Origin of the sequence: Sphingomonas limnosediminicola, from assembly GCF_039537965.1 — a bacterium.
GTDB lineage: Bacteria > Pseudomonadota > Alphaproteobacteria > Sphingomonadales > Sphingomonadaceae > Sphingomicrobium > Sphingomicrobium limnosediminicola.
This window is the reverse complement of record NZ_BAABBM010000001.1, coordinates 2,155,279-2,176,983: the sequence shown is the minus strand read 5'-3', so window position 1 is coordinate 2,176,983 and position 21,705 is coordinate 2,155,279. Positions and strand designations below refer to the sequence as shown.

Genomic DNA, 21,705 nt, shown 5'->3' with positions numbered 1-21,705 from the left:
TCGCTTGAGCGGGCGTCCCGTCCGGTTCGAGAGCCCAGGTAGCTCAGTTGGTAGAGCACGTGACTGAAAATCACGGTGTCGGTGGTTCGATCCCGCCCCTGGGCACCATTCGTGACCTCTGTGTAACGACCACCTAATTCTGGTCCGATGCCCCCGTAAGGCTGGAGGTGGCAGTTCTGTGGTCCTTTCTAAAGTCGTAGGCTTTCGGCTCTACGTAAGGGAATGGCCGTAAGCGAACGTTCCGCTTAGCGGCAGCTTTGGACCCATTCCTGCCATTACCTCTCCTATGCGCGACCGAGATAAGGGCGCGCACCACGTGCCACGACTTCTCGCAACGTGACTTCGGTTCGCTCCATTCGGGCATTGAGCGCCTCAAGGTCCCTGCGAAACTTGCGTTCACGGCTGGCAATCGCGGCGTCGATGGCTTCGCGCGCGAGCGTGGTCGTCAGCGCCTGCCCGATTGCCGGAAGGATAGAGCGGAGGGCCGCTGTGTCTTCCCGCCGGTAGAAAGTACCGTCGGGTCGAGGACCGAGAAGAAGCCAAGCCGCGTTGCCGGAGGGAGTGGTTCCTAGTCGCAGGCGGACCGGGAACAGGGGGTCGCACCACATGCCGCCGGATGATGCGGAGACTTCGGACTTCTGACTTCGCGCCCATAGTCGTGCAGCGGAGAGGGTAATTCCGTCGGCGGAGACAATCTGATCGTCGACCAACATTGCGCATCTCGTCGCATGTACGGCTGCGCCGATGAGCGGAAGGACTTCTGCGCCCAATCCGCGCGTGGATCCTTTCGCGGCCTCGCGTGAGGCGACGTGGGGTAGCTCCATTTTTAAAGTGGCCAGGTCGGGCTGAAAGCGCTGCTCGGCCCAGTCGGTGATGCGCCCGTGGAGCGGGTTTAGAAGCACTGCCGCGACTGCCGCGGCCATCGCGCCCGAAATGCTACCGACGCCACTTCCCAGGTACAATTGTCCAAGGTTCTCGATCAGCGCTTCGGCGCCGCCGAAAGTCGCAACCAATGCGATTGTCAGGAGCGCATAACCCGCCGAGCGGCTGATCGCGGCTTCAGCATCGAACAGCCGATAGCTGGTGAGCGACGCCACAAAACCGAGTGCGATCGCCATGATGCCTAGCTGGAACAATGCTTCCCACAGGAAAGCCATGGCCTTCGAACCCGACCACGCCAAACCCGCCCGAGCCGCGAGGATCATGCTGACGCCGGCCAAGAGCCCGAGCGCGACCCACTTGAGCCGCTGCCGCAAAGCGAATGTGCGGGCATTCCGAAAACGCGTCACGAGCGATCCGATCCCGGCAAAGACGCACGCGATCGCGAGTGGGAGAAAGACGCGCGTGTGCAGCAGGCCCGCCGCTTCGCAAATACCGATCAAGAATACCGCGACGCTGCAGCCTGCCACCGGCCGTGTCCAACCTGGCTGCCAAAGACCGTCCGGGAAGAGCAGCAATGTCAGCGCAAACAACAGAAAGCGTCCATGATCGAGAGTCTGAAGGAGGACGGTTTCAGTCCCAAAGTCGAAGCTGCTGGTGATTGTCCAGCTGAGCAGGGTGATTGCTAACAGCGCAGCGACCGGGTCACGCGGCCGGCGAAAGGCGAGGATGCCGGCGATCGTGATGAGCACAACCGCCTTGGACAAGCGCAGGCCGTAAACCGCAGCTTCTAAGGGGCTGCGGATTGGCAACAGGATCGCAATGACGACGGCGGCGATGGCGAACGCGCAAAGCAGCGCACGACATAATAAGAGGAGCCTCCCGTTCAGTTGCGGGAGGCTCCCCTGAAGAGCGTCCCGAGTTCTTGCGGTCATTGCATTCCGGCGGCAGCCGCAAGTCGCTCAAGATGCACTTCGGCATCGCCGAACGTTCCGTCGACGCATTTCGAGCTGCGGCCGTTGCGGTTCACGTAAGCGAACATGGCGAGCAGGTCGCGGCGCAGAAGCGGACCGGAAATGTCGCGACAAGTGTGGTTGGACTTCATGGCTGTTTCCTTGCGGCTGAGGCGATCGAGGCGGCGACTTCGGTCGCCATCTTGATCTGTGCATCGCGATCGCGGAGATGGTAGCGGCCGGCGACGAATGAGAAGTCGGTCCAACTTACCCAAACGGTTCCGTCGTCGTCCTGCGTGACGAGCATGCGCACTGGCCAATCGAGACCGGCAATGGGATTCGACTGGAGGAACTGGACGCCCAACGGCGGATTGCCGAACAACAGCAACGTCGAACGATTAATCGTTAGGTTTGCGCGTGCGCCGAGTTTGGTGTGGTCGATTTCGTCGAAGAAGCGAATGCCCTTCGCCGCGATGTCGCCTTTCAGGCGCACGATGGTCTCATCGAAGCCGTAGTCGCTGCGCAGCTTGATCACACCTTCGCCAGGCGCTGATGCCACGGGAACTGCGGAATGAGCCGGCGCCAGGATCGGCGAGACGATCGACGCGGGGCCTGCAAGCAGCAGCAGGGCGAGGAACTGGAGGTCCACTTTCTTCAGTTTTCGGCGCATCGCCGGTCTCCTTCTTCGAGTACCGGAGAATTCTCGCTCTTTGGTCGGCCTCAGTGAAATTGCGATTGCGCATGATGTTCATGCGCGGCGCCTATGGCGCTCAGTATGGCGTGCCTTGGGCGCGACCGGCGGCAAGTGCTCCGGCGTACCAAATGAACTCGTCGAGGAAGCGGTTCATCGATTGCGCGGTGATCGACTCGACCGGGACACCGTCGTCGTCGAGAGACTGACCGATGCGCGGAATCGGGAGCAGGCTCGGAATGCTCGGCATGCCGAGCTCAGCAAGCGTCATGCGCAGTTGCATCGCGGCGCGAACGCCACCGAAGATTCCGGCGGAGTAGCAGACGATTCCCGAGGGCCGCCAGAAATACTCCTCCAGGAAATGATCGAGGAGGTTCTTCAGCGCCGGCGGAATGCCGTGGTTATATTCGCCGCTGACGACCAGGAAGCCGTCGACGCTTCGGTAGAGCTTGGCCAGCCGCTCGAGTGCCTCGGGTGCCTCGCCCGCTGGATGCTCCTTGTACATGCGATCGAGCAAAGGGAGCTGAAGTTCGGCCGGGTCGACGAAATGGACGCTATGCCCCCGGCGTTCGAGCTCGCGGACGACAAGCCTGGCGGCGCGAATGCCCATGCGGTCACGGCGAACCGAGCCGAGCAGGACGGCGACTGACAGGGGGGAGGACGGCGGCTGCATCGTAATCTCGTCAGCGCGCGGCCGCGGGGGTTTTTATCATGTTCCCGCCGCTCGCCTCGTGCAGGATGAAGCCCTCGATGTCATCGACCGGCTCGCGCCAGGGCGCCCGTTCGAGCGTCTTCATCGTGTCGGAGTAGCCGGCCTCACGGCGACGGCGAATGCCGTGCGCGCTGAAGTCGATATCCTTGCTGTGATCCTCGTGATCGATGGCCGGCGCAAGAAGGCGCACGACATGCATCCGCGTCAGGCACCCGTACTCCGCCATCTCGGCGTAGCGATTGTCTAGCTTCCGTTCCGCCGGCACATATTTGCACAGTTCGGCGATGACGTGCCGCATGCGATGGAGCTGGCGCTGTCGCTTGATCTGCGCTGCGGCGCGGCTCGAATATTGAACATCTTTCTGGCGGTTCATCACTTCCCAGATGGTCTCTGGCTCCGGACCGTGCGGGTTCCAAATGTGCACCGCGAAGATTAGGCCGTCGCGGCGGGGATTATCGTCGAACACCACCTCGACCGGCGTATTCGAAAGGATGCCACCGTCCCAATAGAGCTCGCCGTCGATGCGTACGGGTGGGAAGCCGGGTGGAAGCGCGCCTGATGCCATGATGTGATCGATCGTCAGCGGCATGTCGCGTGAATCGAAGTAACGCATCTCGGCGGTGCGGACGCTCGAAGCGCCGACCGTGATGCGGGTCGTGTCGCTATTGAGCTGGTCGAGGTCGATGAGCTTCTCGAGCGTGCGGCGCAGCGGCGAAACCGAGTAATAACCGGCGGATTCCGCGCCCAGCCGATAGTGCGGGCTGGAGAAAGCGAGCGGGTTTGGGTTGAAGAAAGAAGGAACGCCGCTGCTAACCGCCATCATGTTGCGAGTCGCCGTTGCAAGCCACGCGGGCAGGCCGCCGGGCACGAACATGTCGTTTTGAACCAGCGACCAGAACTCGCACAATTTCTCGATCCGTTCGTCCGGCTTGCTGCCGGCAATCAGGGCGGCGTTGATGGCGCCAATCGAGGTCCCGATGACCCACTGCGGGCCGATCCCGGCCTCGTGTAGCGCCTCATAGACGCCGACTTGATAAGCGCCGAGCGCACCGCCGCCCTGGAGGACCATCACGGTCTGCCCGAGCTTCGCGACCTCTTCGGCGAGTGATTGCGCGGCCATTTCAGTGTGCCGTCCAGCCGCCGTCGACCGGCAGCGCCGTGCCGGTAATCGACCGGCCTCCGGGGCCGCAAAGAAACACCGTGAGCGCGCCGAGCTCATCGGCCTCGGCAAAGAGCTTGTTTGGCTGTGCCGCAAGGAGGACGTCGCGGATGACCTCCTCGCGCGTGATGCCGCGGGCCTTCGCGGTGTCCGCAATCTGGTTTTCGACCAGCGGCGTCCAGACATAGCCCGGGCAAATTGCATTGCAGGTGACGTTGTGCTCGGCGCCTTCGAGCGCGACGGTCTTCGTCAGACCGACAATGCCATGCTTGGCGGCAACATAGGCGCTCTTGAACGGCGACGCGACGAGCCCGTGCGCCGACGCGACATTGATGATCCGGCCGAAGCCGGTCTGCTTCATCGACGCGAATGCAGCGCGGGTCGTGTACCAGGCCGCCGACAGGTTGAGCGCGATGATCGCCTCATACTTCTCGGGCGGGAAGGTCTCGATCGGGCTGACGTGCTGGATGCCGGCATTGTTGACGAGGATGTCGATGCGGCCGAAGCCGATCAGCGTCTCTTCGATCAGGCCGGCGGCCTCGTCACCCTTCATCAGGTTGGCACCGTTGTAGACCACGCGGCTTTGGTGACGTTCTGTTTCGAGGCTGGCACGCACGTGCTCGATCTCCGCAGGCGCGCCAAGGCCATTGATCACAACGTCCGCGCCGGCGCGCATCAGCGCCCGCGCAATGGCAAGGCCGATGCCGCTGGTTGATCCCGTGACGACGGCAACGCGACCGGCAAACGGCTGCGTCGTGTCGACCTGTTCCTGGACCTGCATGTCCATGCTTCACGCTCCTTGGTCGTTGTTCGCGAAGGATGCGGGTCCGGGTCCAATGAGTGAAATGCGTTTCGTGCATGGACTTCATGCGACCTTGCGATTTCCGCGAAGGGCGGTCCTCCGCCATTTTGAAAGGGCGTCGCGATGGCCGGCTCCTCAGCCGATGTCGCACGGGAAGACAAAGGATCCCTCGCATCCTGCAGTCCGGCCTGTCGCGGCGCCCAGATTCAAGAATGCAAGGAGACGGAAATGTTCAACATCAAGATCAAGTTCGCGACGGCGGCCATTGCCATCGCAGCGGCAGCCGGCTTCGCCAGCCCCGCAATCGCAGGCCAGTGCCCGGCGGCGGGATCGAGCGACCTCGCCAATGCGCCGACCATGCCGAAGGGAGTAACCGACACGGTGATCTCGTCGGTCGATCTCGGTCCGGAAATCGGCGTCGACGGCCGGCAGCTCCGCACGCGCCGGCTGGTCGTTCAGCCGGGTGGTGTTGTCCCGCTGCACAGCCACAAGGATCGTCCTGCGCTCATCTACACGCTGAGCGGATCAATCACCGAATACAGCACTGCCTGCGCCAAGCCGATCGAACATGAAGTCGGCGACATCAGCCGCGAGGCTGATGGACTGAGCCACTATTGGATCAACAACGGCAAGGTACCGGCCGTATTGCTATCGTCGGACGTGTTCCAGGGCAAATAGGAACCCCGCGCCGGCGTACAGCTCCCCTCCGCCGGCCACACCCAGGCGTCCTGCCCTCGCCCCGGGGCGGGACGCCTCCACCTTCGAGTGACGCCAGATGCCGGATATCGCCCACCCGCCCCCGATGACCCGCCCCGCCGGTCTTTCGGTTCAGAGCTCGCTCCTGATTGCGGTGATTGGGTTCCTGACCCTCGTCGACCTGTTCGCAACGCAGGCGATTCTCCCGAGCCTGGCAGAGCACTACGGCGTTTCTCCATCGCAGATCGGCCTCGCCGCAAACGCGAGCACCCTCGGCATGGCGATTTCGGGCCTGCTCGTCGGCGTCATCAGCGGCGCGGTGGAGCGCAAGCGCGCGATCACGATCAGCCTGGCGTTGCTGGCAGTCCCGACCGCACTTCTGAGCTTTGCACCGGATCTAACGATATTTGCCCTCCTGCGCGTGACGCAGGGGTTGTTCATGGCTGCCGCTTTCACCCTGACCCTAGCTCACCTCGCCGAGCGATGCGCGGCGCGCACGGCTGGCGCGCTTGCGGCTTATGTTACCGGCGTCGTCGCCAGCAATCTCGTCGGGCGCCTGACAGCCGCCTATGTCGCAAGCCTGGTCGGCGCCGAGCAAAGCTTCCTGTTTTTCGCGTTGCTGAACCTGTGCGGTGCCGGCCTTGTTGCGGTGGCGCTCGATCGGAACGCGCCGCAGCCGATGGCCCGGAAAGGCAGCTTCTGGACCGGTTGGGCAGAGCAGTTGAGCGATGGGCCTCTCCGCCGGACGTTCGCCATCGGCTTCCTGATCCTTTTCGGGTTCATCGGCGTCTTCACTTATGTCGGGTTCGTCCTGATGAGGCCACCGCACGCGCTTTCCATGACTGCGCTTGGCCTGGTCTTCCTTGTCTTCCTGCCGTCGATGTTCACGACACCGCTGGCCGGCACGATGACCGGACGCGTTGGTCCCGGGATTGCCGCATCATCCAGTTTGGCGCTGGCGCTCCTCGGCCTCGCCTTGCTGCTCGTGCCCAACCTGCTTTCAATCATCACTGGCTTGGCGCTTGTGGGCGTCGGCACGTTCTTCGCCCAGGCCGTTGCGACGGGCCACGTCGGCCGCATCGCACGCGGCGACAAGGTTGCGGCCAGCGGGCTCTACCTCTCGTCTTATTATTGCGGCGGCCTCGCCGGCGCTGCGGCGATCGGCTTCCTGTTCGACGGTTTCGGTTGGACGGCTGCGATCGGCGGAGTGTTCGTCGCCCTCGGCCTCGCCGCCATACTCGCCTTAAGCCTGCGTCCAAGGAAGTTCGATGAGTGACCGTTATCGCCGTGGCATAGACATCGCCGAGCAGCTCGCCACGGACAAGATCGCCCACTTCGTGAAAAGCGGTGTCGCCGAGGTGGCGCCCGACTTTGCACGCATGGTCATCGAGTTTGCATTCGGCGACATCTACTCGCGCGACGGAATCGACCTTCGCACGCGCGAGCTGATTGCGATCGCCGCGCTTGCCGCCAGCGGGAGGGCCGGACCGCAGCTGCGCGTTCACGTGGAGTCCGCGGCAATGAGCGGCATCAGCAAGCAAGAGGTCGTCGAAGTGCTGATGCAGATCGCGCTCTACGCCGGCTTTCCTGCGGCGCTTAACGCGCTATCCGACTGCCATGACCTGTTGACCGACGACAATTGTTTGACCGCTGCTTGCGGGTAGGCGGCTCCCCGGCCACGGATAGCGCCGTGCCTCCTGCACGAAGGCGCCCACCGCGGGCGAATGTGGCCGGCCGCGAACAGTCGCGAGATAGACGGTGCGCGAGAAGCTTGGGTTGACCAGCGGCCGGACGACGAGGTCCGGATCTGTCACGCTGAACTCGGGAAAGAAGCCGAGGCCTAGTCCTGCCTTGATCATGCCTTGCACCCAGTCATCCCGGGGGGAGCTGAAGACCTGCCGCAGAAACACGCCCCGACCGTTAAGCTCGGCGCGCACGGGCTGAAACACTTCGCAGTTTGAGCGGCTGACGTATGGCTCCTTGTCCAGCTCCGCCGCCGGGATCTCATCCAGCATTACCAGCCGATGATTGGGCGGAAGCAGGATGACGAACCGTTCCTGGAAGATCGGCAGCTGGTGGAGCGTATCCGGAAGCTCGCCGGGAACGCCGACCACGGCGACCTCGAGATCGCCCTTCTCGAGCATCTCGATCATCTGCGGCGCGCCGGCGTCGATCACCTGGACTTCCACATCGGGATGCTGGGCCCGGAAGCGGATGAGAAGTTCGGACACCAGCTGCGGGCCGATGGTGCACATCGTGCCGATTGTCAGCGTGGCGCGCTCTAGCTTCTTCACTGCCTTGGCTTGATCGCGCGCCGCGCGGCAGTTTTCCTCGACCGTCTGCAGATAAGGCAGCATCATCCGGCCGAGCTCGGACAAGTGCGTGTTGCCCCGCTCGCGGTGGAATAACGGTCCGCCAAGCTCGTGCTCGAGCTGCTGGATCGCGCGGGTTAGTGCCGGTTGGCTGACGTTGCAGTGCTCCGCGGCCCGGGTGAAATTCAACTCACGCGCGAGCGCAACGAAATAGCGGACCTGCTGCATTTCCATAGGCGGCCCATCCCCGGCGGCTGATGGAGCCGACCCATTACACGTTCGCAACGACGCGGGCCAGCATTGGCACCATGCGAATGACGCATTGAACCGATGCGCTCTCGGTCTGCGACTTGCCGCACCGCCTCTCCGATAATCCGCGTCGGCCAACAAAGGCCGCAAATTATCGACCCAAGGAGCATTCTTCCTATGAACATCAAGAACTTCGCACTCGCCGGCGCCGCCGCCGCAGTGGTCTCGACCTCTGCAATCGCCGGACCGGTCAAGCCGCAGCCGGGCAAGGACAAGTGCTTCGGCATTTCGCTTGCCGGCAAGAACGATTGTGCGGCGGGCGCGGGCACGACCTGCGCTGGGACGTCCAAGCACGACTATGCCGGCAATGCCTGGAAATATGTCGCCAAAGGCACCTGCACGGCGATCAAGACGCCCAAGGGCGTCGGTTCGCTCACCATGATCAAAGGTCGCTGACCCATGGAACCCGCTGCCGGCGTCGGCTTCAAAGCCGAGCATTTCGCGGAGGCCCTGGCCGCGTCGGCGGCGGGGCTCTGGTTCGAGGTCCATGCCGAAAACTACATGCTGGAGGGCGGCCCGCGCCTCGCCATGCTCGAGGCGGTCCGGCGCGAGCGGCCGCTGTCGCTTCACGGCGTGGGCATGTCGCTTGCCGGGATGGCCGATCCCGACCCCGATCACCTTGCCGCCCTGAAGCGCCTGGTCGATCGCTTCGAGCCCTCGCTTGTCTCGGAGCATCTTGCCTGGTCCCGGCTCGATGGACGGTGCTTTCCCGACCTCCTACCTGTTCCCCGCACCAACGCGGTGCTCGCGCGATGCATAGCTAACGTCAGCCGTATGCAGGACGTTCTCGGGCGTCAGATCCTGATTGAGAATCCGACGCATTACCTCCCCCTGGCCGACCACAGCTGGAGCGAAACGAGCTTCCTGTCCGAGCTTGCACGGAGAAGCGGCTGCGGGCTTCTTATCGACGTCAACAACGTCGCCGTCGGCGCGCACAACCTGGGCTACGACGCCGGCGCCTGGCTCGATTCTGTGCCCGCGGAGCGGGTCGGCGAGGTGCACCTTGCGGGCCACAGCCTCGACGCCGAGGGCTCGCTGCTGATCGACAGCCATGATGAGCCGATCAGCGATGCCGTCTGGGATCTTTACGACGCCTTCATCGCGCGCGTTGGCCCGAAGCCGACGCTGATCGAGCGTGACGGCAATCTGCCGCCGTTCGTCGATCTGATGAAGGAGCGCGAACGCGCACAGATATCGTTGGTCGGGGAGCTTGCACTTGCAGCCTGACCTCGTCGCCTTTCAGCGCGAGTTTGTGTTGGCGCTCGATCGTCCCGCGACGGGCGGAATGGCCGTGTACCGCAACACGGTTCTCCATGGTGCGATTGAGGCACTCCGCGCGAACTATCGGATCGTCGAGGAGATCGTCGGCAGCGAGATGTTCGAGCGCGTCGCCGTCGACTTCGCCACCGAATGTCCGCCCCGGCGCCCGGTAATGGCGCTCTATGGCGAACGCTTTGCCGATTGGCTCGACATGCAGCCATGGGTCATCGACTTGCCCTACCTGTCGGACGTAGCGCGGGTCGAGCGGCTCTATATCGAATGCCTCATGGCGGCCGACGCCGAGAGCCTAGCCGCCGAAGACGTGCGCAAGCGCGAGTTTTCGGAGCTGAGGCTGATGCTGCATCCGGCGCTTCGCTTCACCTGGCTGTCGACGCCGGGCATGAGCATCTGGCTCGCGCATCAGCGGCCTATTGCCGCCGAAATCAAGCTGGACTGGAAAGCCGAGGGGGCGCTGTTCGCGCGCCCGCAGGTCGATGTCGTTCATTCTCCGCGCATCGGCCCGGCTGCCCATCGGATTCTGCACGGCATCCGGCTTGGAGAAACCGTCGGCGAAGCGATGGCCGGCGCCGCACGGCTCTACCCGGACACGGATTGCGAGCCGCCCCTCGCTTCCCTCCTCAACCTCGGCGCCTTCCTGCGCCTACCAGCTGAAAGGACCTGAACTCATGGCCACTGAGTCTGCCCCGCCGACGTGGCGAGCGCCTCTCGACCTCTACGCGTCTTCCGTCCGAAAGCTGCTCCCGACGTCGTTGCTGCTGCTTGTCCAGCGGCTAGGCATCTCCGCCGTGTTCTTCATGTCGGGACGGACCAAGGTCGATGGCCTGCTGACGGTCAACGACACGGCGTTCGAGCTTTTCCGCTCGGACTATGCGCTGCCGTTTGTGAAGCCCGAGATCGCCGCCTATGCCGCAACCTACAGTGAGCACCTGTTCCCGCTGCTTCTTGTCCTCGGCCTCGTCACCCGCGTCTCGGCCACCGCGCTTCTGATCATGACGTCAGTCATAGAGATCTTCGTCTATCCCGACGCATGGCCGACGCACCTCAGCTGGGCGGGCCTCCTGCTCCCGCTGATCGCGCTAGGAGGCGGAAAGCTCTCGCTGGATCGCGTGCTGGGATTGCCGTGAACGCGGCGCCCAATGCCCCGTACGTGAAAGCAGTCCGCTGAAATGATTTCGCTGTTGGCAGCCTGACCGAAGTGTCCAGGAGCTCAAGTCGCGATGAACTCACTTCGGGCATCGCTAGCGGCAGGTTTCCACCCATTCCTGCCGCGGCGGCTTGCGACAAAACCAGGTCATTCCGAAACTGCTTGGCGCTAAAAGATCTTGGTTCGGCCGACGCGCAACATTTTTTAGTGTCTAGGTCGGTGTCAATCCTTGCGACACTGGCGCTGTAGGCGCCCCGAAGCTCCAGCGTAACGCATCGCTCAGACAAGCTGTTAGCCCGGCTCGCGCGTCGGGCGCACTCCTCGCGCGACTAGGATCAGGATGAGTGCGGCGGCGAGCGCGAAAGACGACAACAAAAGGAACAAGGTCGAAAAGCCGAATTCCGGAACGATGGCGACGGTCAGCCAGGGCATGATGAGCGAAGGCGCCGTGTTGGTCAGGTTGAAGATGCCAAGGTCGCGGCCGCGGCGGCTAGCGCTGCGCAGGACGCGCAGGGTTTGTGCCGAATGGAGCGACAAGAAGATCGTCGTCGCGAAGCCGAAAAGGACGTAGGCGGCGATGGCCTGCCTCGCGCCGGATGACGAGGCCATGAGGACTAGCGCCGTTGCGATGATCAACGCGGTGCAGACCAGGGGAAGTATCGGCCTGCCGCGAAGGTCGGACCAGCGACCGACGATGAGCGCGGCAGGCACCGCAGCGCAAAGGACGAAGCCGAACAAGCGCGCGATCGATCCGGCGTCCTGCGTCGAATCGATCGAGCGGAAATAGTAATAGAGGTAAGCGAACAGGGTCGCTTCGGAGACTTGAACAAGGAACCGCGCGATCCACATCGCGACAGCATTCGCGCGCGACCTGCCGACATCTGCTTGGGGCGGCTCTCCGCCTGCGGGGTCGAGAAGCGGCCGCCCAAAGACGAGCGCCGGGAGCACGCAGACGGCGACCAGGCACGCGACAAGTGCCAGCCGCTCGTCCGGTCCAGCGAGCCCCGGAATGGTCACGAGCGCGCCGGCGGCCGAGCCAAGCGCAGGCGACAGTGCGAGGAGTCCCCCGAGGTATCCGAGCTGTCCAGGCGGGACGAGGTCGGCCGCCCACGCGCAAAGCGGCGCGAGCATCATGTTCAGCGCCAGCTGCCACGCTACGATGAGCAGAAGCAGCTGCAGAGGGGTCTGGGTAAGCGGCACGCACATCATTAGGATCAGGGTCCCGATAAGCCCGGCGATGATCCATGGCGGTCGCGACCTGGTCACGTCGCTCAGCCAGCCAAAGGCAATTCCCCCCGCGCTTGCCGCGATGGCGCCAAAGAAGGTCATGTACGCGATCCAGTGCACGCGCTGGTCGCCGGCCATCTCTGCCACGCGCACGGGCAGGAGAATGGTGAGGAAAGGCACGTAGGCTATCGCCCCGCCGGCCCAAGCGACTGCGTAAAGCCATAGGAAGATCGAGGACTGGCGCTTCACGGGCGCCTGATTAGGCTGCACGTGGCGGCGCGGTCGATGAACGTTTGACGAGACCGGCTTCTACGATAAGCGGCTGGTGCGGAATTTCCTGCTTGCGCAACACGCGGATGATCATTTCCACCGCAAGCGCGGCAAGATCGGCAACCGGCTGGTCCACGGCGGTCAAGGGTGGGCCGGTAAACCGGACGACGGGCGTGTTATCGAAGCTCAGAAGCGAAAGGTTGGAAGGAATTTCCAGGCCGCGCTCGTGCGCCACGGCGAGAGCACCAAGGGCCATGCGGTCGTTGCTGGCGATAATCGCCGTCACCGGCTCCTTGAGGTCGAGCAGGGCTTTGGTGGCGGACACGCCGGATTCGAAACTGAAATCGCCTTTCGCCAACATGCCTTTGACGGCCAGCCCGCGGCGCTTCATCTCGCCTTGCCAGCCGCTGACGCGCCGGTTGCTTAGCGAATATTCGGGCGCCCCTGAAATGAAGCCGATCCTTTTGTGTCCGAGATCCGCGAGATGGCGGGTCGCCATAGCGGCGGCCTCCTCCTCGTCCATCGACAAAGCGACGCCCGCACCGGGCTGAACCGACCCAATGCGCGCAAAGGCGATGCCGACTTCCTGCAGCAGGCTGGTGATCTGGACATTTTCCGAGTGCGGCGGAGTCAGGATCACACCGTCCGGCTGGAGCGCAGCGAGCGTCGCCCGAAGCTCACGTTCCACATGGTCATCGTGCGTGTCGACCAGCTCGAACATTAGACGGTAGCCATATTCCGCGACCTTCAGCATGCCGCCGAGCAGCATCTGGTCGACCCAGTCGGCGCCCTGCCGTTCGCGCCAGTCGGCGATGGTGCGGTCGCGGTCGTTAAGCGCCAGGATGAGGTAGGAGCGCGACCCGCTCAGTCGCTGCGCAGCGATCGACGGCACGTAGCCGAGCTTGTCGATCGAGGACTGCACGCGCTGCTTGACCTCGGGCCGTACGTTGGGCGCGTTGTTGATTACGCGGCTGACGGTTTGCAGACTGACGCCCGCGTCTGCCGCGACATGCCGGATCGTCACCTGCTGGCGGCGTCGACCGGCCAGTGTACTTGTCTGCCCCCCCTTGGGCGTCATGCGGTCGACTGGCCGGCAGCGGCGGGAATGCGCTCGCCGCAATATTGAGCAACATAGACGCCGTGGGGCGGAAGCGTCGCGACGGTGCGCAAGATTCCGTCCCGGATGCCCGAGAGGAAACGGTTAAGTTCTTCGTCGGTGAGCTTAGCGGCGATCGGATGATAAGCCCGCGGCATGATGCCTTGGCCCATCATCACCTGAACCCAACTATTCTCCTGGAACAGCTCTTCATTGCGGCGGAAGACGCGGCCGGTCTCGCGGAAAAGCTCGATCTTCTGCGTGAGTGATTCCGGGATCTCCATCCCGCTCACATATTGCCAGAACGGGCCGTCGCGCCGCTCGGTCGCTTTGTAGTGGAGGATCAGGAAGTCTCGGACCTGCAGCATGTCCTGCATGTGCTGGTCATTGAACTCGGCAATATCGCGGTCGCTGACCTCCGCCATTGGAAGCATTCGAATCAGGCGCAAGACCGCGCGCTGGATCAGGTGAATGCTGGTCGATTCAAGCGGCTCCATGAAGCCACCCGAAAGCCCGACCGCAACGCAATTGCCGACCCATTGCTGCGTCCGGACGCCGGCCTTGAACCTGAGGAAGTTTGGATTAGTCCGCGTCGGTCCTTCAAGGCTGCCGAGTAGTCGCAGCAGTGCCGCATCGTCGTCGAGATATTTGCCGCAATAGACGATGCCGTTGCCGGTCCGATGCTGGAGTGGAATGCGCCAACGCCAGCCCGCGTCATGCGCAATGGCGCGCGTGTACGGGACTGGCGGGCCGACGGATTCAGTCTGGACGGCGATCGCGCGGTCGCACGGCAGCCAATGCGACCAATCCTCGAACTCTGCGCCGAGCGCGCCAACCAGCAAGGCGCGGAACCCGGTGCAGTCGAGGAACAGGTCGCCCTCGATCCGCTGACCGCTCTCCAGCGTCAGCGAGACGATCCGCGAACCGTCGTTGTTCTTGTCGACGGATGCGATTTTGCCTTCCTGGCGGACGGCGCCTTCGCGTTCCGCGAGCCGCCGCAGGAACCGCGCGTAGAGCGTAGAGTCGAGCTGATAGGCATAGTTCAGACCGTTGTCGGGCAAATGCGCGAACTTGCCGGCGTAGGCCGTCTTTAATTCGATGCAGTAGTCGTCGTAGGGTTGCTCGTGCCCGCGCTCGCGGCCGTTCAACCAGAAGTGCTGGAAGCCGGCCGACCAATGGTCCTTTCCGGTGGTTCCAAAGCTGTGGAAGTAGCGATCGCCCTCGTGGGCCCAATTGTCGAACTCGATGCCGAGTTTGAACGTGGCCTGGGTCTCGCGCATGAATTCGGCTTCATCGATGCCGAGGACGCTGTTGAAAGTACGGATCGGCGGGATAGTGCTTTCGCCGACGCCGATGGTCCCAATTGCGTCGGATTCGACCAGGGTGATGTCGGCGAACCGGCCAAGCGTCTTGGCAAACGCCGCAGCGGCCATCCAGCCGGCAGTGCCGCCGCCCGCTATTACGATCCGTCTGAGTGGCCAGCCGCTCATTGCGACAGTGCCCGCAGCAGGAAGGCACGCAGGCGCCCGGCGCTATCCGCGTCCAGAGGGTCGAGGATGCCGCGCTTACCTTCCGGCAAATGCGCGGCAGCCGATGCGCCGCCCGAAAAGACATAATGGTCGAACAGCGCCTTCCACCTTTCGCGTGCTTCGGGCGAGAGGTCGCGGATCGCGAGGATCGCATGGAGCAGCGCCTGCTCCGGATCGCCCAAGAAGCGCGGTGTCTCCCGCCACCAGTGATTGATGAGAACATTGAACGGATCGAGCGCCTCCACGTGGTGGTACCACAGCGAAGGGATGAACAAGGCGTCGCCGGGCTCGAGCTCCGCGACCTGCGCTGATTCCAGCGCCTCTGTGAAGCGGGGGTATTTCGCGAAATCTGGGTCGGCCAGATCGACCATGCTGACGGCCCGTCCGGCCGGCGTATTTTCCAGTGGCCCGAGGTAGAGATCGACGAAGGCTTCAGGTGCGAAAAGCGTGAAGCGGCGTCGACCGACGGCGCACACGGCAAGATTGTCGGGAATATCGTTGTGCGGCGCGATGCGGGTGCGTGTGCCGATCCAGATGCTGTCGCGGGTCTCGCGGCCCGGCAAGTCCGCGTGATTCGCTTCGTAGAGGCCGTCGAAATAGGCCCGCATTTCGATCGACGAGAGGTAGACGGCTGGTGCGTCCGGTTTGTCGAGATTTGCCTCGATCCCCGAGAAGATGTCCGACAGCGCGGCGCGACCCATCTGGAAGTTCATCCCCATCTCGCGGTCGTAGAACAGGCGCGCGCCTTCGCCCGGCGTGCCGATATTGACCTCGAAACGCCGATCACGTGCGTGCTGCAGCAAGTAGGCGCGGGCATCGGCGCCGCCGCCGTCCAATCCAGCCTTCACGAGTGGCCAGCTTTTTGCCAGGCCGCGTGCCACGAATGGTGTCGACGATGCCTTCAGCCGCGCGTCCAGATGCGTAGGATCGAGATCGAACTCTTCTACCGAGCGAAGCGCCGGGGGTTTTACTGCGGCTTCAGCCATCGCCATTCCGGCGGTTCTTTCGCTCGATGAGCACCGACAAGTTCGACAGCGACGCCAGCGCCATGAAAATCGGCATCAAATGCCCCTCGGTATGGAGCTCGGCGACGGCACCGGGTTCGAGGGCCCGCAATTTGTCCTCGTTGATCATGTGATACCCGACCATCCGGTGCTTGCTGCCATTTCGCAGCTCGACATCGAGGAAGAAGGGTTCGAGCAGTTCGTAGCGCTCAAGCGCCGCGAAGAAGCTCTCACTGGTGCGATGACCTTCGTCCAGCTCGGCGAGCATATCGCCGATCCGCTCGACGTAAGGCGTTGGGCGGCCGGCCGCGTCGAACAGGAGGATGCCTTCGCCGTTCGTCGCAATGCGCGGATGATCGAGGTCGATATGAATCTGGCTTGGCGCTTGGTCGTCATCGGCGCGGCCGACCAGAAAAGGCTGGATCGCGAGCGAAAGCGGCTTGTAGTCCGCCTCCCAGCGGTCGCCTTCGAGGAAAAGGTTCTCGCCGCTCTCGAAACCCAGCAATGCGAGCGCCGAGAAGCGTCCGGTCTGGTTGTCGCGGCGGAACACAATTGGGAAGTCGTGCTGGATACGGCGGAACTCCAGCGGGACTGTGAACGCAGCCATGACGGCATCGCCAAGTGCCGCGCCGGCCTCGGTCCGCACGCGAAGCTGTGCGTGCTCGTCGTGAGTCAGAATTGCATGCCTGCTCACGCCTGCTCCTCTACGGTTCGTTGGGAGGCCACCTTCGTCGCATCGAGATAGGCGCGATTGGTCGGCAGTGCGGAGAGCAATGATCGCGTGCGCTGCGCTACCTGATCGAGCTGCGCCGTCATCGCTGCCGAGGGCTCCGGAAGTACGTCAGGAAGCTTCCCGCCCATTCCGTAATAGACATATTGATAGCTGGCGGCAGGGAAGATCTCCTCAACGGAAGGCAGGTCGTAGGTCGATGGGGGCTGATCGCGCCATAGTTCCAGTAACCCGGCGAGTCTGCTGGGGAAGCTGGCCGGGTTGCGATGCGCCCGCCAATAGGGCTCATCGCGTTCGCTGAGAACGTAATGCAGTTTGAGGAACTCGACGATCCTATCCCAACGCTCGAGGAAGAGGAGGTTGAAGCGCTCCGCGAGCAGAGGCATCGTTGCGCGGCTTGCCGGGAAATTGTCGATCAGGGCTCTTAGCGACAGCTCGATGAGCACGATCGCCGATGCCTCGAGCGGTTCGACGAAGCCCGCAGAAAGCCCCACTGCCACGCAATTGCTCTTCCAGAACTCCGTCCTGTGACCGGTTGGAAACACGAGGCGTCGCGGCTGAACCGGGTCGGCGTCGGGAAGGGCCGAGGCGATATAGTCATCGAGGATCTGTTCAGCTTCGGAATCAACTAGGAACTTGGATGAATAGACGCAGCCAATGCCCCTGCGTCCGGGGAGCGCAATGTCCCAGATCCAACCCGAACGGTGGGCGGTCGAAACGGTTTGAGAAGCGATTGGCGATTGCGGACTAACGGGTACCTGCGCCGCGAGTGCGCGATCGTTGAAAAGGATGTCCGACCGGTCGGCCCAACCCGACTGGCAATGCCCCTGTATCAACAGTGCCGAGTGTCCTGTGCAATCAATGAAGAGGTCGCCTTCAATGCGTTTGCCGGAAGTCGTGAGCAATGCTTTGATCCCGCCGTCATCGTCGCCTTCCACGACATCGATGCGATCGCTGAGGTGCGTTACCCCAAGGCGTTGGACGGCATGGCGGCGGAGAAGGTCGACGAACTTCCCTGCGTCGAGGTGGTAGGCGTAATTGAGCGCGCCGGCATAGGCCGGCATCGTGCGTTGGCGCGGTGCGAGATTGGCCTCCGCGACTGCGTTCTGCGAAGTCATCAAACCTGCAAACGAGGACCCCGGCGCCTGCTTCCAGCAGGCTAGCAGCTGCCGCGGATCGCGTGTTCCCGTGGGCGCCGTGAACGGGTGGAAATACCGGTCTTCAGCGCTTCCATCACGCCACCCATCGAAGCGCGAGCCCTGCTTGAACGACGCGTCGGCCGCGGACAGAAAATCCACTTCGTCGATGCCGATCTCGGCGAGCGTTTCGCGCATCGTCGGCCATGTCCCTTCGCCGACCCCCACCGTCGGGATGTCCGGTGACTCAACAAGCGTGATCTCGATCGGTCTGGCTTCGGCCATCGCCCAGGCAGCAATCCGGCATGCAGCTAGCCAGCCCGCGGTTCCACCGCCGGCGATAACGATGCGCTGTATCGACCTGACCATGACGATCGGACTTCCCGAACCAAGGCGTTGCTCTTGCCAGCTGCCCCGTCGAGGAGCGAGGACCAGTCTGGCACGCCGCACGAGCGACGCAAGCCGCGCCTGGTCCTAGAAGCCGACTCGCAAGCCAAGGGCGTAACGTGCGTAACCCGGAGCGGCGAAGAACACCGTCTTATTGTTCCGCATGTGCCCGCGGCGATCCGCGTTGGTGATGTTGATGCCTTCGGCGAAGACGGTGAAGCCCTTCCGGAACTCCCAACTCGCGCTCGCGTCCACCTGACCGTACGGATCGACGTAGAACGGGTCGAGGCCGTAGCCCGACAGGTAGCCGCCGCGCCAATTGTAGGCGACGCGGCCCTGAATGCCGTTCTTGTCATAGTAGAACACCGCATTGGCGCTGTCGCTGACACCTGTCACGGCGAACTGCGTCACCGTGTAGCGGAGCGCGTTGTTGTAGTGCGTGTCGCTCTTCACGATCGTGTAGTTAAGAATGGTGCCGAAGCCGGTATTCCAGAAACTGTGCTGGAGCGCGAACTCGAAGCCATGCAAGTGCGCGACTTGGTCGCTGTTAGTGGGTGCGCCAACCGTAAAGACGAGCTGCGGATCGCCCGGTGCTCCCAGGATCGCCGGATCGCTCCCGACGGTGGTGTACAGTTGGGGGTAATTAGCCTGGATGTAAGCGCCGATCTGCGCAGCAGTCGCGCTTGCACCGAGGGCCGCAATCGCAGCATTGTAAGCTGCGCCATGAGCCGGATTGGTCAAGTCGAACAGCGGCACCTGCGACGTCGTGGTGCCGATGAAGTTGCTAACCGTCTTGTGGAAGTAGCCGGCCGAAATGTAGCTCGACGGTCCGTAATACCATTCGGCGGACAGATCGATATTCTTTGACTTGTAGGGGAGCAAGCCGGGGTTGCCGCTGCTGCCCGTTCCACCGCCGTCCGGACGTGCTGGTGAGTTAACCGTCAGGCCGCCCTGCAAGCTCGCATAATCCGCGCGCGTGATCGTGTGGCTGTAAGATGCGCGAAGCTTGAAGTTGCGAATCGGCGTGACGTCGAAGTCCACCGCAGGCAGCCAGTTGTGATATTCGCCTTTGAGCGTCGTGAACGTGCTGGCGTCCCCGTACCCGATGCCAATTTCGTTGCCGCCAATTCGCCAGGTCGTCGAAATCGGAACCGGGACAAGTGCCGAGGAGTCGACCTTGGTCTTCTCGTAGCGAAGGCCTAACCGCAGGTGCGACGGGTTATTAAAGAAATTGAAGATGTGAAGGGTCTGCAAATAGGGCGCAAACGTCTTCTCCTGGATCCGGCGATCGACCTGGAACTTGGCAAGACAAGTGCCCGGCAGCGAGTGACCCGACGCCGGCGCGCTGCAAATTCCCAGCCGATCTTCAAGAACCCCAATCAGGCCCGTCGTATCGATCTGGAAATAGTTAGGGATGAGGGCGGGATCGTGTGAACCCGACATCCCCGACAGATCGGGCGACGTGGGCGTGATATGAAACAGGTCGTCCGGCGTATCCGCGGCGGAAAGCGTACCGCCCCACGTATCGTTTTGGATGAAGCCGTAAGCCGACCGCACCTTATTGTCGGTAAGCGTAACACCGAAGTCGATGCTGTTGATGAACGAGGTGTCGAAATCGTAGCCGCCCCTGAACGCCACCTCGTTGATGCGGTCGCGCATGTAGGCGTTGCGGAACGCGTTGCCCGCGGGCCGGATGTTGCTCGCTGTGATTTCCGACCCCGGATACATGTTGACCGAGATGACCGGCATGTCGTGCGTGAAATCGACCGTCTGAGATTGCACGCCATAGATTGCGGTGCCAACGGCGATGTTGCTGCCGTAAGGCGACGTTGGCTTGCTCTCCGCCGTGGAGTGATGAGCGTCCAGCTCGAGGCGGAGACCGCCCAGGCCGTGCCACGACAGGTTCCCGCCCAGCGAATGGTTGATTGACCGGTTCTTGGCAACGGCGCCGGTAATCGCGAGGTCCTTGTTTTCGCTTTGGGCAAAGTGCTCCGAATAGAACAGCGGGCCCGCAGCGGGGCCGTCGGTCCAGGAACTGCTGGTGTCGTTGTGATTAAACCAGACGCCGATGCTGTTGGTCCGCGCGTCAATCGTGTTCTGCGAGTAGGTGTAATCAACCGTGGCTGTCAGCGAATCAAACGGGCGAGCCTGCAGGACGGCCTGACCGTTGATGCGCTCGCGATCGATGTTGGTGAAGTCGTAGCCAGCGTTCTGCGTCACCTGGTAGACATCGTCAGGCCCGGGACGATTGATGATGTTGGCGGCGCGTGGGTCCGGCGGCACTGCGAGCGAGCCCCAGTTGGACTCATTTCCGAGGTAACCTTCACGCCACCCGGCAGTGAACTGCGCGAGGCTGGCCTTGCGACGCTGGTACGAACCAGTGACCAGGATGCCGATACGGTTGTCAGCAAAGGTATCACTGAAGATGCCGGAGACTTCGGGCGCAATCTTGTGGCCGTCAAACGTATGGTCGGCGACTGCTTTCGCCGAGATGCTTCCGCGCATTCCGGGACGGTCGAGTGGCCGAGGAGTCTTGATGTTGATCGTCGCGCCGATGCCGCCGGTTGGCAGGCTTGCGCGACCCGACTTGTAAACCTCGACCGAGGCGATGCCTTCGGATGCGATGTTTGCAAAGTCGAAGCTCCGCGATGCCGGTGCGCTGCAGCAATCGCCAAGACCGGTCGCGGGCATTTGACGGCCGTTGAGGAGCACGAGATTGAACTCGGGGCCGAAGCCGCGAACGGTGACCTTCGAGCCTTCACCGTTCTGACGGTCGATCGACACGCCGGTGATGCGTTGAAGCGATTCTGCAAGGTTGGTGTCGGGGAACTTGCCCATCTCCTCCGCGGAGATGGCATCGACAACGCCGATGGCATTCTTCTTGATGTCCATCGACTGGCGCAGCGAGGCGCGGATGCCGGTAATGACAATGCTATCTTTCGGGTCGCTCGTCACCGGCGCGGTATTGGGCGCAGGCGAATTCGCGGCGGCCGTCGTATCATCCTGTGCAGGGGTGGATTGCGCGGCAGCGGCTTGCGGCGCCGCTAGAGCAATGACCGATGCCCCCACAAGAAGGCTAAGCGACGCGCGCGCCGGACCGAATGACATTGATAATTCCCCCTCAGAATCGAAACTCACGATTCACCTGACTGAATGATTGTGAACGTTCACTTTGTCAATTGGACAAGCGCATGGATGCCGCCGCCCGATCAAATATCGTCGGGCGCCACGGCGGTTGCGACCGTAGTTCGCGGCCACGGACCGCTTCGTAGTATCTCAACTGCGAGCGGTTGAATCGCCGCTTCACCCGTGAGTTTCGCTCCTACGGCCGAGATGCCGGGCCAACAGGAAAAGAGTTCCTATGTTTGAAACTGCTTCTTCTGACGAC

Annotated in this window: 21 protein-coding genes and 1 tRNA gene; 8 read left to right on the top strand and 14 right to left on the bottom strand. The window is 62.8% G+C overall.

The genetic code is table 11. The annotated features are described in order from the left end of the window. The first annotated feature begins 32 nt into the window (after positions 1-32). Positions 33-108: transfer RNA gene (locus ABD704_RS11015), tRNA-Phe, on the top strand. A 176-nt stretch (positions 109-284) separates the two neighbouring features. Here the strand turns inward: ABD704_RS11015 and ABD704_RS11010 are convergent. The 6 genes from ABD704_RS11010 to ABD704_RS10985 form a co-directional block, all read right to left on the bottom strand. After that, positions 285-1,814 carry a hypothetical protein gene (locus ABD704_RS11010; RefSeq protein WP_344699734.1) on the bottom strand — a complete coding sequence of 510 codons (1,530 nt, stop codon included), beginning with the start codon at positions 1,812-1,814 and terminating at the stop codon, positions 285-287. After that, on the bottom strand, positions 1,811-1,984 hold the full coding sequence (locus tag ABD704_RS11005) for a hypothetical protein (protein WP_344699733.1): 174 nt from the start codon (positions 1,982-1,984) through the stop codon (positions 1,811-1,813). The genes ABD704_RS11010 and ABD704_RS11005 overlap by 4 nt, the downstream gene beginning before the upstream one ends. Continuing rightward, entirely contained in the window at positions 1,981-2,502 is a 522-nt protein-coding gene (locus ABD704_RS11000; protein ID WP_344699732.1) for a DUF302 domain-containing protein, read from the bottom strand. The genes ABD704_RS11005 and ABD704_RS11000 overlap by 4 nt, the downstream gene beginning before the upstream one ends. Before the next feature lie 100 nt (positions 2,503-2,602). After that, positions 2,603-3,196 carry an NADPH-dependent FMN reductase gene (locus ABD704_RS10995; protein ID WP_344699731.1) on the bottom strand — a complete coding sequence of 198 codons (594 nt, stop codon included), beginning with the start codon at positions 3,194-3,196 and terminating at the stop codon, positions 2,603-2,605. Between the two features lie 10 nt (positions 3,197-3,206). Beyond that, on the bottom strand, positions 3,207-4,355 hold the full coding sequence (locus ABD704_RS10990) for a patatin-like phospholipase family protein (RefSeq protein ID WP_344699730.1): 1,149 nt from the start codon (positions 4,353-4,355) through the stop codon (positions 3,207-3,209). Position 4,356: 1 nt separating this feature from the next. Next, the gene (locus ABD704_RS10985; protein WP_344699729.1) at positions 4,357-5,181 is read right to left on the bottom strand and encodes a 3-hydroxybutyrate dehydrogenase; all 825 of its coding nucleotides are present in this window, start codon (positions 5,179-5,181) and stop codon (positions 4,357-4,359) included. A 243-nt stretch (positions 5,182-5,424) separates the two neighbouring features. On the opposite strand from ABD704_RS10985, the gene ABD704_RS10980 reads away from it, so the two are divergent. From ABD704_RS10980 to ABD704_RS10970, 3 genes are all read left to right on the top strand, one after another. Next, positions 5,425-5,874, top strand: coding sequence for a cupin domain-containing protein (locus ABD704_RS10980; protein WP_344699728.1), 450 nt, complete (start codon positions 5,425-5,427; stop codon positions 5,872-5,874). 124 nt (positions 5,875-5,998) lie between these two features. Further along, positions 5,999-7,168: an MFS transporter gene (locus tag ABD704_RS10975; RefSeq protein ID WP_344699727.1), complete on the top strand. Its 1,170-nt coding sequence runs from the start codon at positions 5,999-6,001 to the stop codon at positions 7,166-7,168. Next, positions 7,161-7,556 (top strand): carboxymuconolactone decarboxylase family protein, encoded by a 396-nt coding sequence (locus ABD704_RS10970; protein WP_344699726.1) that lies wholly within the window; start codon positions 7,161-7,163, stop codon positions 7,554-7,556. Before ABD704_RS10975 ends, ABD704_RS10970 begins: the two co-directional genes overlap by 8 nt. Here ABD704_RS10970 and ABD704_RS10965 read toward each other — a convergent pair. Further along, a complete protein-coding gene (locus ABD704_RS10965) occupies positions 7,497-8,438 on the bottom strand; it encodes a LysR family transcriptional regulator (RefSeq protein ID WP_344699725.1) in 942 nt (313 codons plus the stop codon). The two genes, ABD704_RS10970 and ABD704_RS10965, sit on opposite strands and share 60 nt — an antisense overlap. A gap of 192 nt (positions 8,439-8,630) precedes the next feature. On the opposite strand from ABD704_RS10965, the gene ABD704_RS10960 reads away from it, so the two are divergent. Genes ABD704_RS10960 through ABD704_RS10945 form a run of 4 tightly spaced genes read left to right on the top strand, consistent with a single transcriptional unit; the run spans position 8,631 to position 10,918 of the window. Next, the gene (locus ABD704_RS10960) at positions 8,631-8,909 is read left to right on the top strand and encodes a BufA1 family periplasmic bufferin-type metallophore (RefSeq protein WP_344699724.1); all 279 of its coding nucleotides are present in this window, start codon (positions 8,631-8,633) and stop codon (positions 8,907-8,909) included. A gap of 3 nt (positions 8,910-8,912) precedes the next feature. Continuing rightward, positions 8,913-9,740 (top strand): MNIO family bufferin maturase, encoded by an 828-nt coding sequence (bufB, locus tag ABD704_RS10955; RefSeq protein WP_344699723.1) that lies wholly within the window; start codon positions 8,913-8,915, stop codon positions 9,738-9,740. After that, positions 9,730-10,455, top strand: coding sequence for an HvfC/BufC family peptide modification chaperone (locus tag ABD704_RS10950; protein ID WP_344699722.1), 726 nt, complete (start codon positions 9,730-9,732; stop codon positions 10,453-10,455). Before bufB ends, ABD704_RS10950 begins: the two co-directional genes overlap by 11 nt. Positions 10,456-10,459: 4 nt before the next feature. Beyond that, positions 10,460-10,918 (top strand): DoxX family protein, encoded by a 459-nt coding sequence (locus tag ABD704_RS10945; protein ID WP_344699721.1) that lies wholly within the window; start codon positions 10,460-10,462, stop codon positions 10,916-10,918. Positions 10,919-11,229: 311 nt separating this feature from the next. On the opposite strand, the gene ABD704_RS10940 is transcribed toward ABD704_RS10945, so the two are convergent. The 7 genes from ABD704_RS10940 to ABD704_RS10910 form a co-directional block, all read right to left on the bottom strand. Continuing rightward, positions 11,230-12,414, bottom strand: a complete 1,185-nt coding sequence (locus ABD704_RS10940; protein ID WP_344699720.1) for an MFS transporter — start codon at positions 12,412-12,414, stop codon at positions 11,230-11,232. Positions 12,415-12,424: 10 nt separating this feature from the next. Continuing rightward, a complete protein-coding gene (locus tag ABD704_RS10935) occupies positions 12,425-13,513 on the bottom strand; it encodes a LacI family DNA-binding transcriptional regulator (protein WP_344699719.1) in 1,089 nt (362 codons plus the stop codon). After that, positions 13,510-15,021 carry a tryptophan halogenase family protein gene (locus ABD704_RS10930; RefSeq protein ID WP_344699718.1) on the bottom strand — a complete coding sequence of 504 codons (1,512 nt, stop codon included), beginning with the start codon at positions 15,019-15,021 and terminating at the stop codon, positions 13,510-13,512. The genes ABD704_RS10935 and ABD704_RS10930 overlap by 4 nt, the downstream gene beginning before the upstream one ends. Then, a complete protein-coding gene (locus tag ABD704_RS10925) occupies positions 15,018-16,046 on the bottom strand; it encodes a cupin-like domain-containing protein (RefSeq protein ID WP_344699717.1) in 1,029 nt (342 codons plus the stop codon). Before ABD704_RS10925 ends, ABD704_RS10930 begins: the two co-directional genes overlap by 4 nt. Further along, positions 16,039-16,758: a SapC family protein gene (locus ABD704_RS10920; RefSeq protein WP_344699716.1), complete on the bottom strand. Its 720-nt coding sequence runs from the start codon at positions 16,756-16,758 to the stop codon at positions 16,039-16,041. The genes ABD704_RS10925 and ABD704_RS10920 overlap by 8 nt, the downstream gene beginning before the upstream one ends. Beyond that, entirely contained in the window at positions 16,755-18,299 is a 1,545-nt protein-coding gene (locus ABD704_RS10915) for a tryptophan halogenase family protein (RefSeq protein WP_344699715.1), read from the bottom strand. The genes ABD704_RS10920 and ABD704_RS10915 overlap by 4 nt, the downstream gene beginning before the upstream one ends. 105 nt (positions 18,300-18,404) lie before the next feature. Next, positions 18,405-21,425, bottom strand: a complete 3,021-nt coding sequence (locus ABD704_RS10910) for a TonB-dependent receptor (RefSeq protein ID WP_344699714.1) — start codon at positions 21,423-21,425, stop codon at positions 18,405-18,407. Positions 21,426-21,705: the final 280 nt, after the last annotated feature.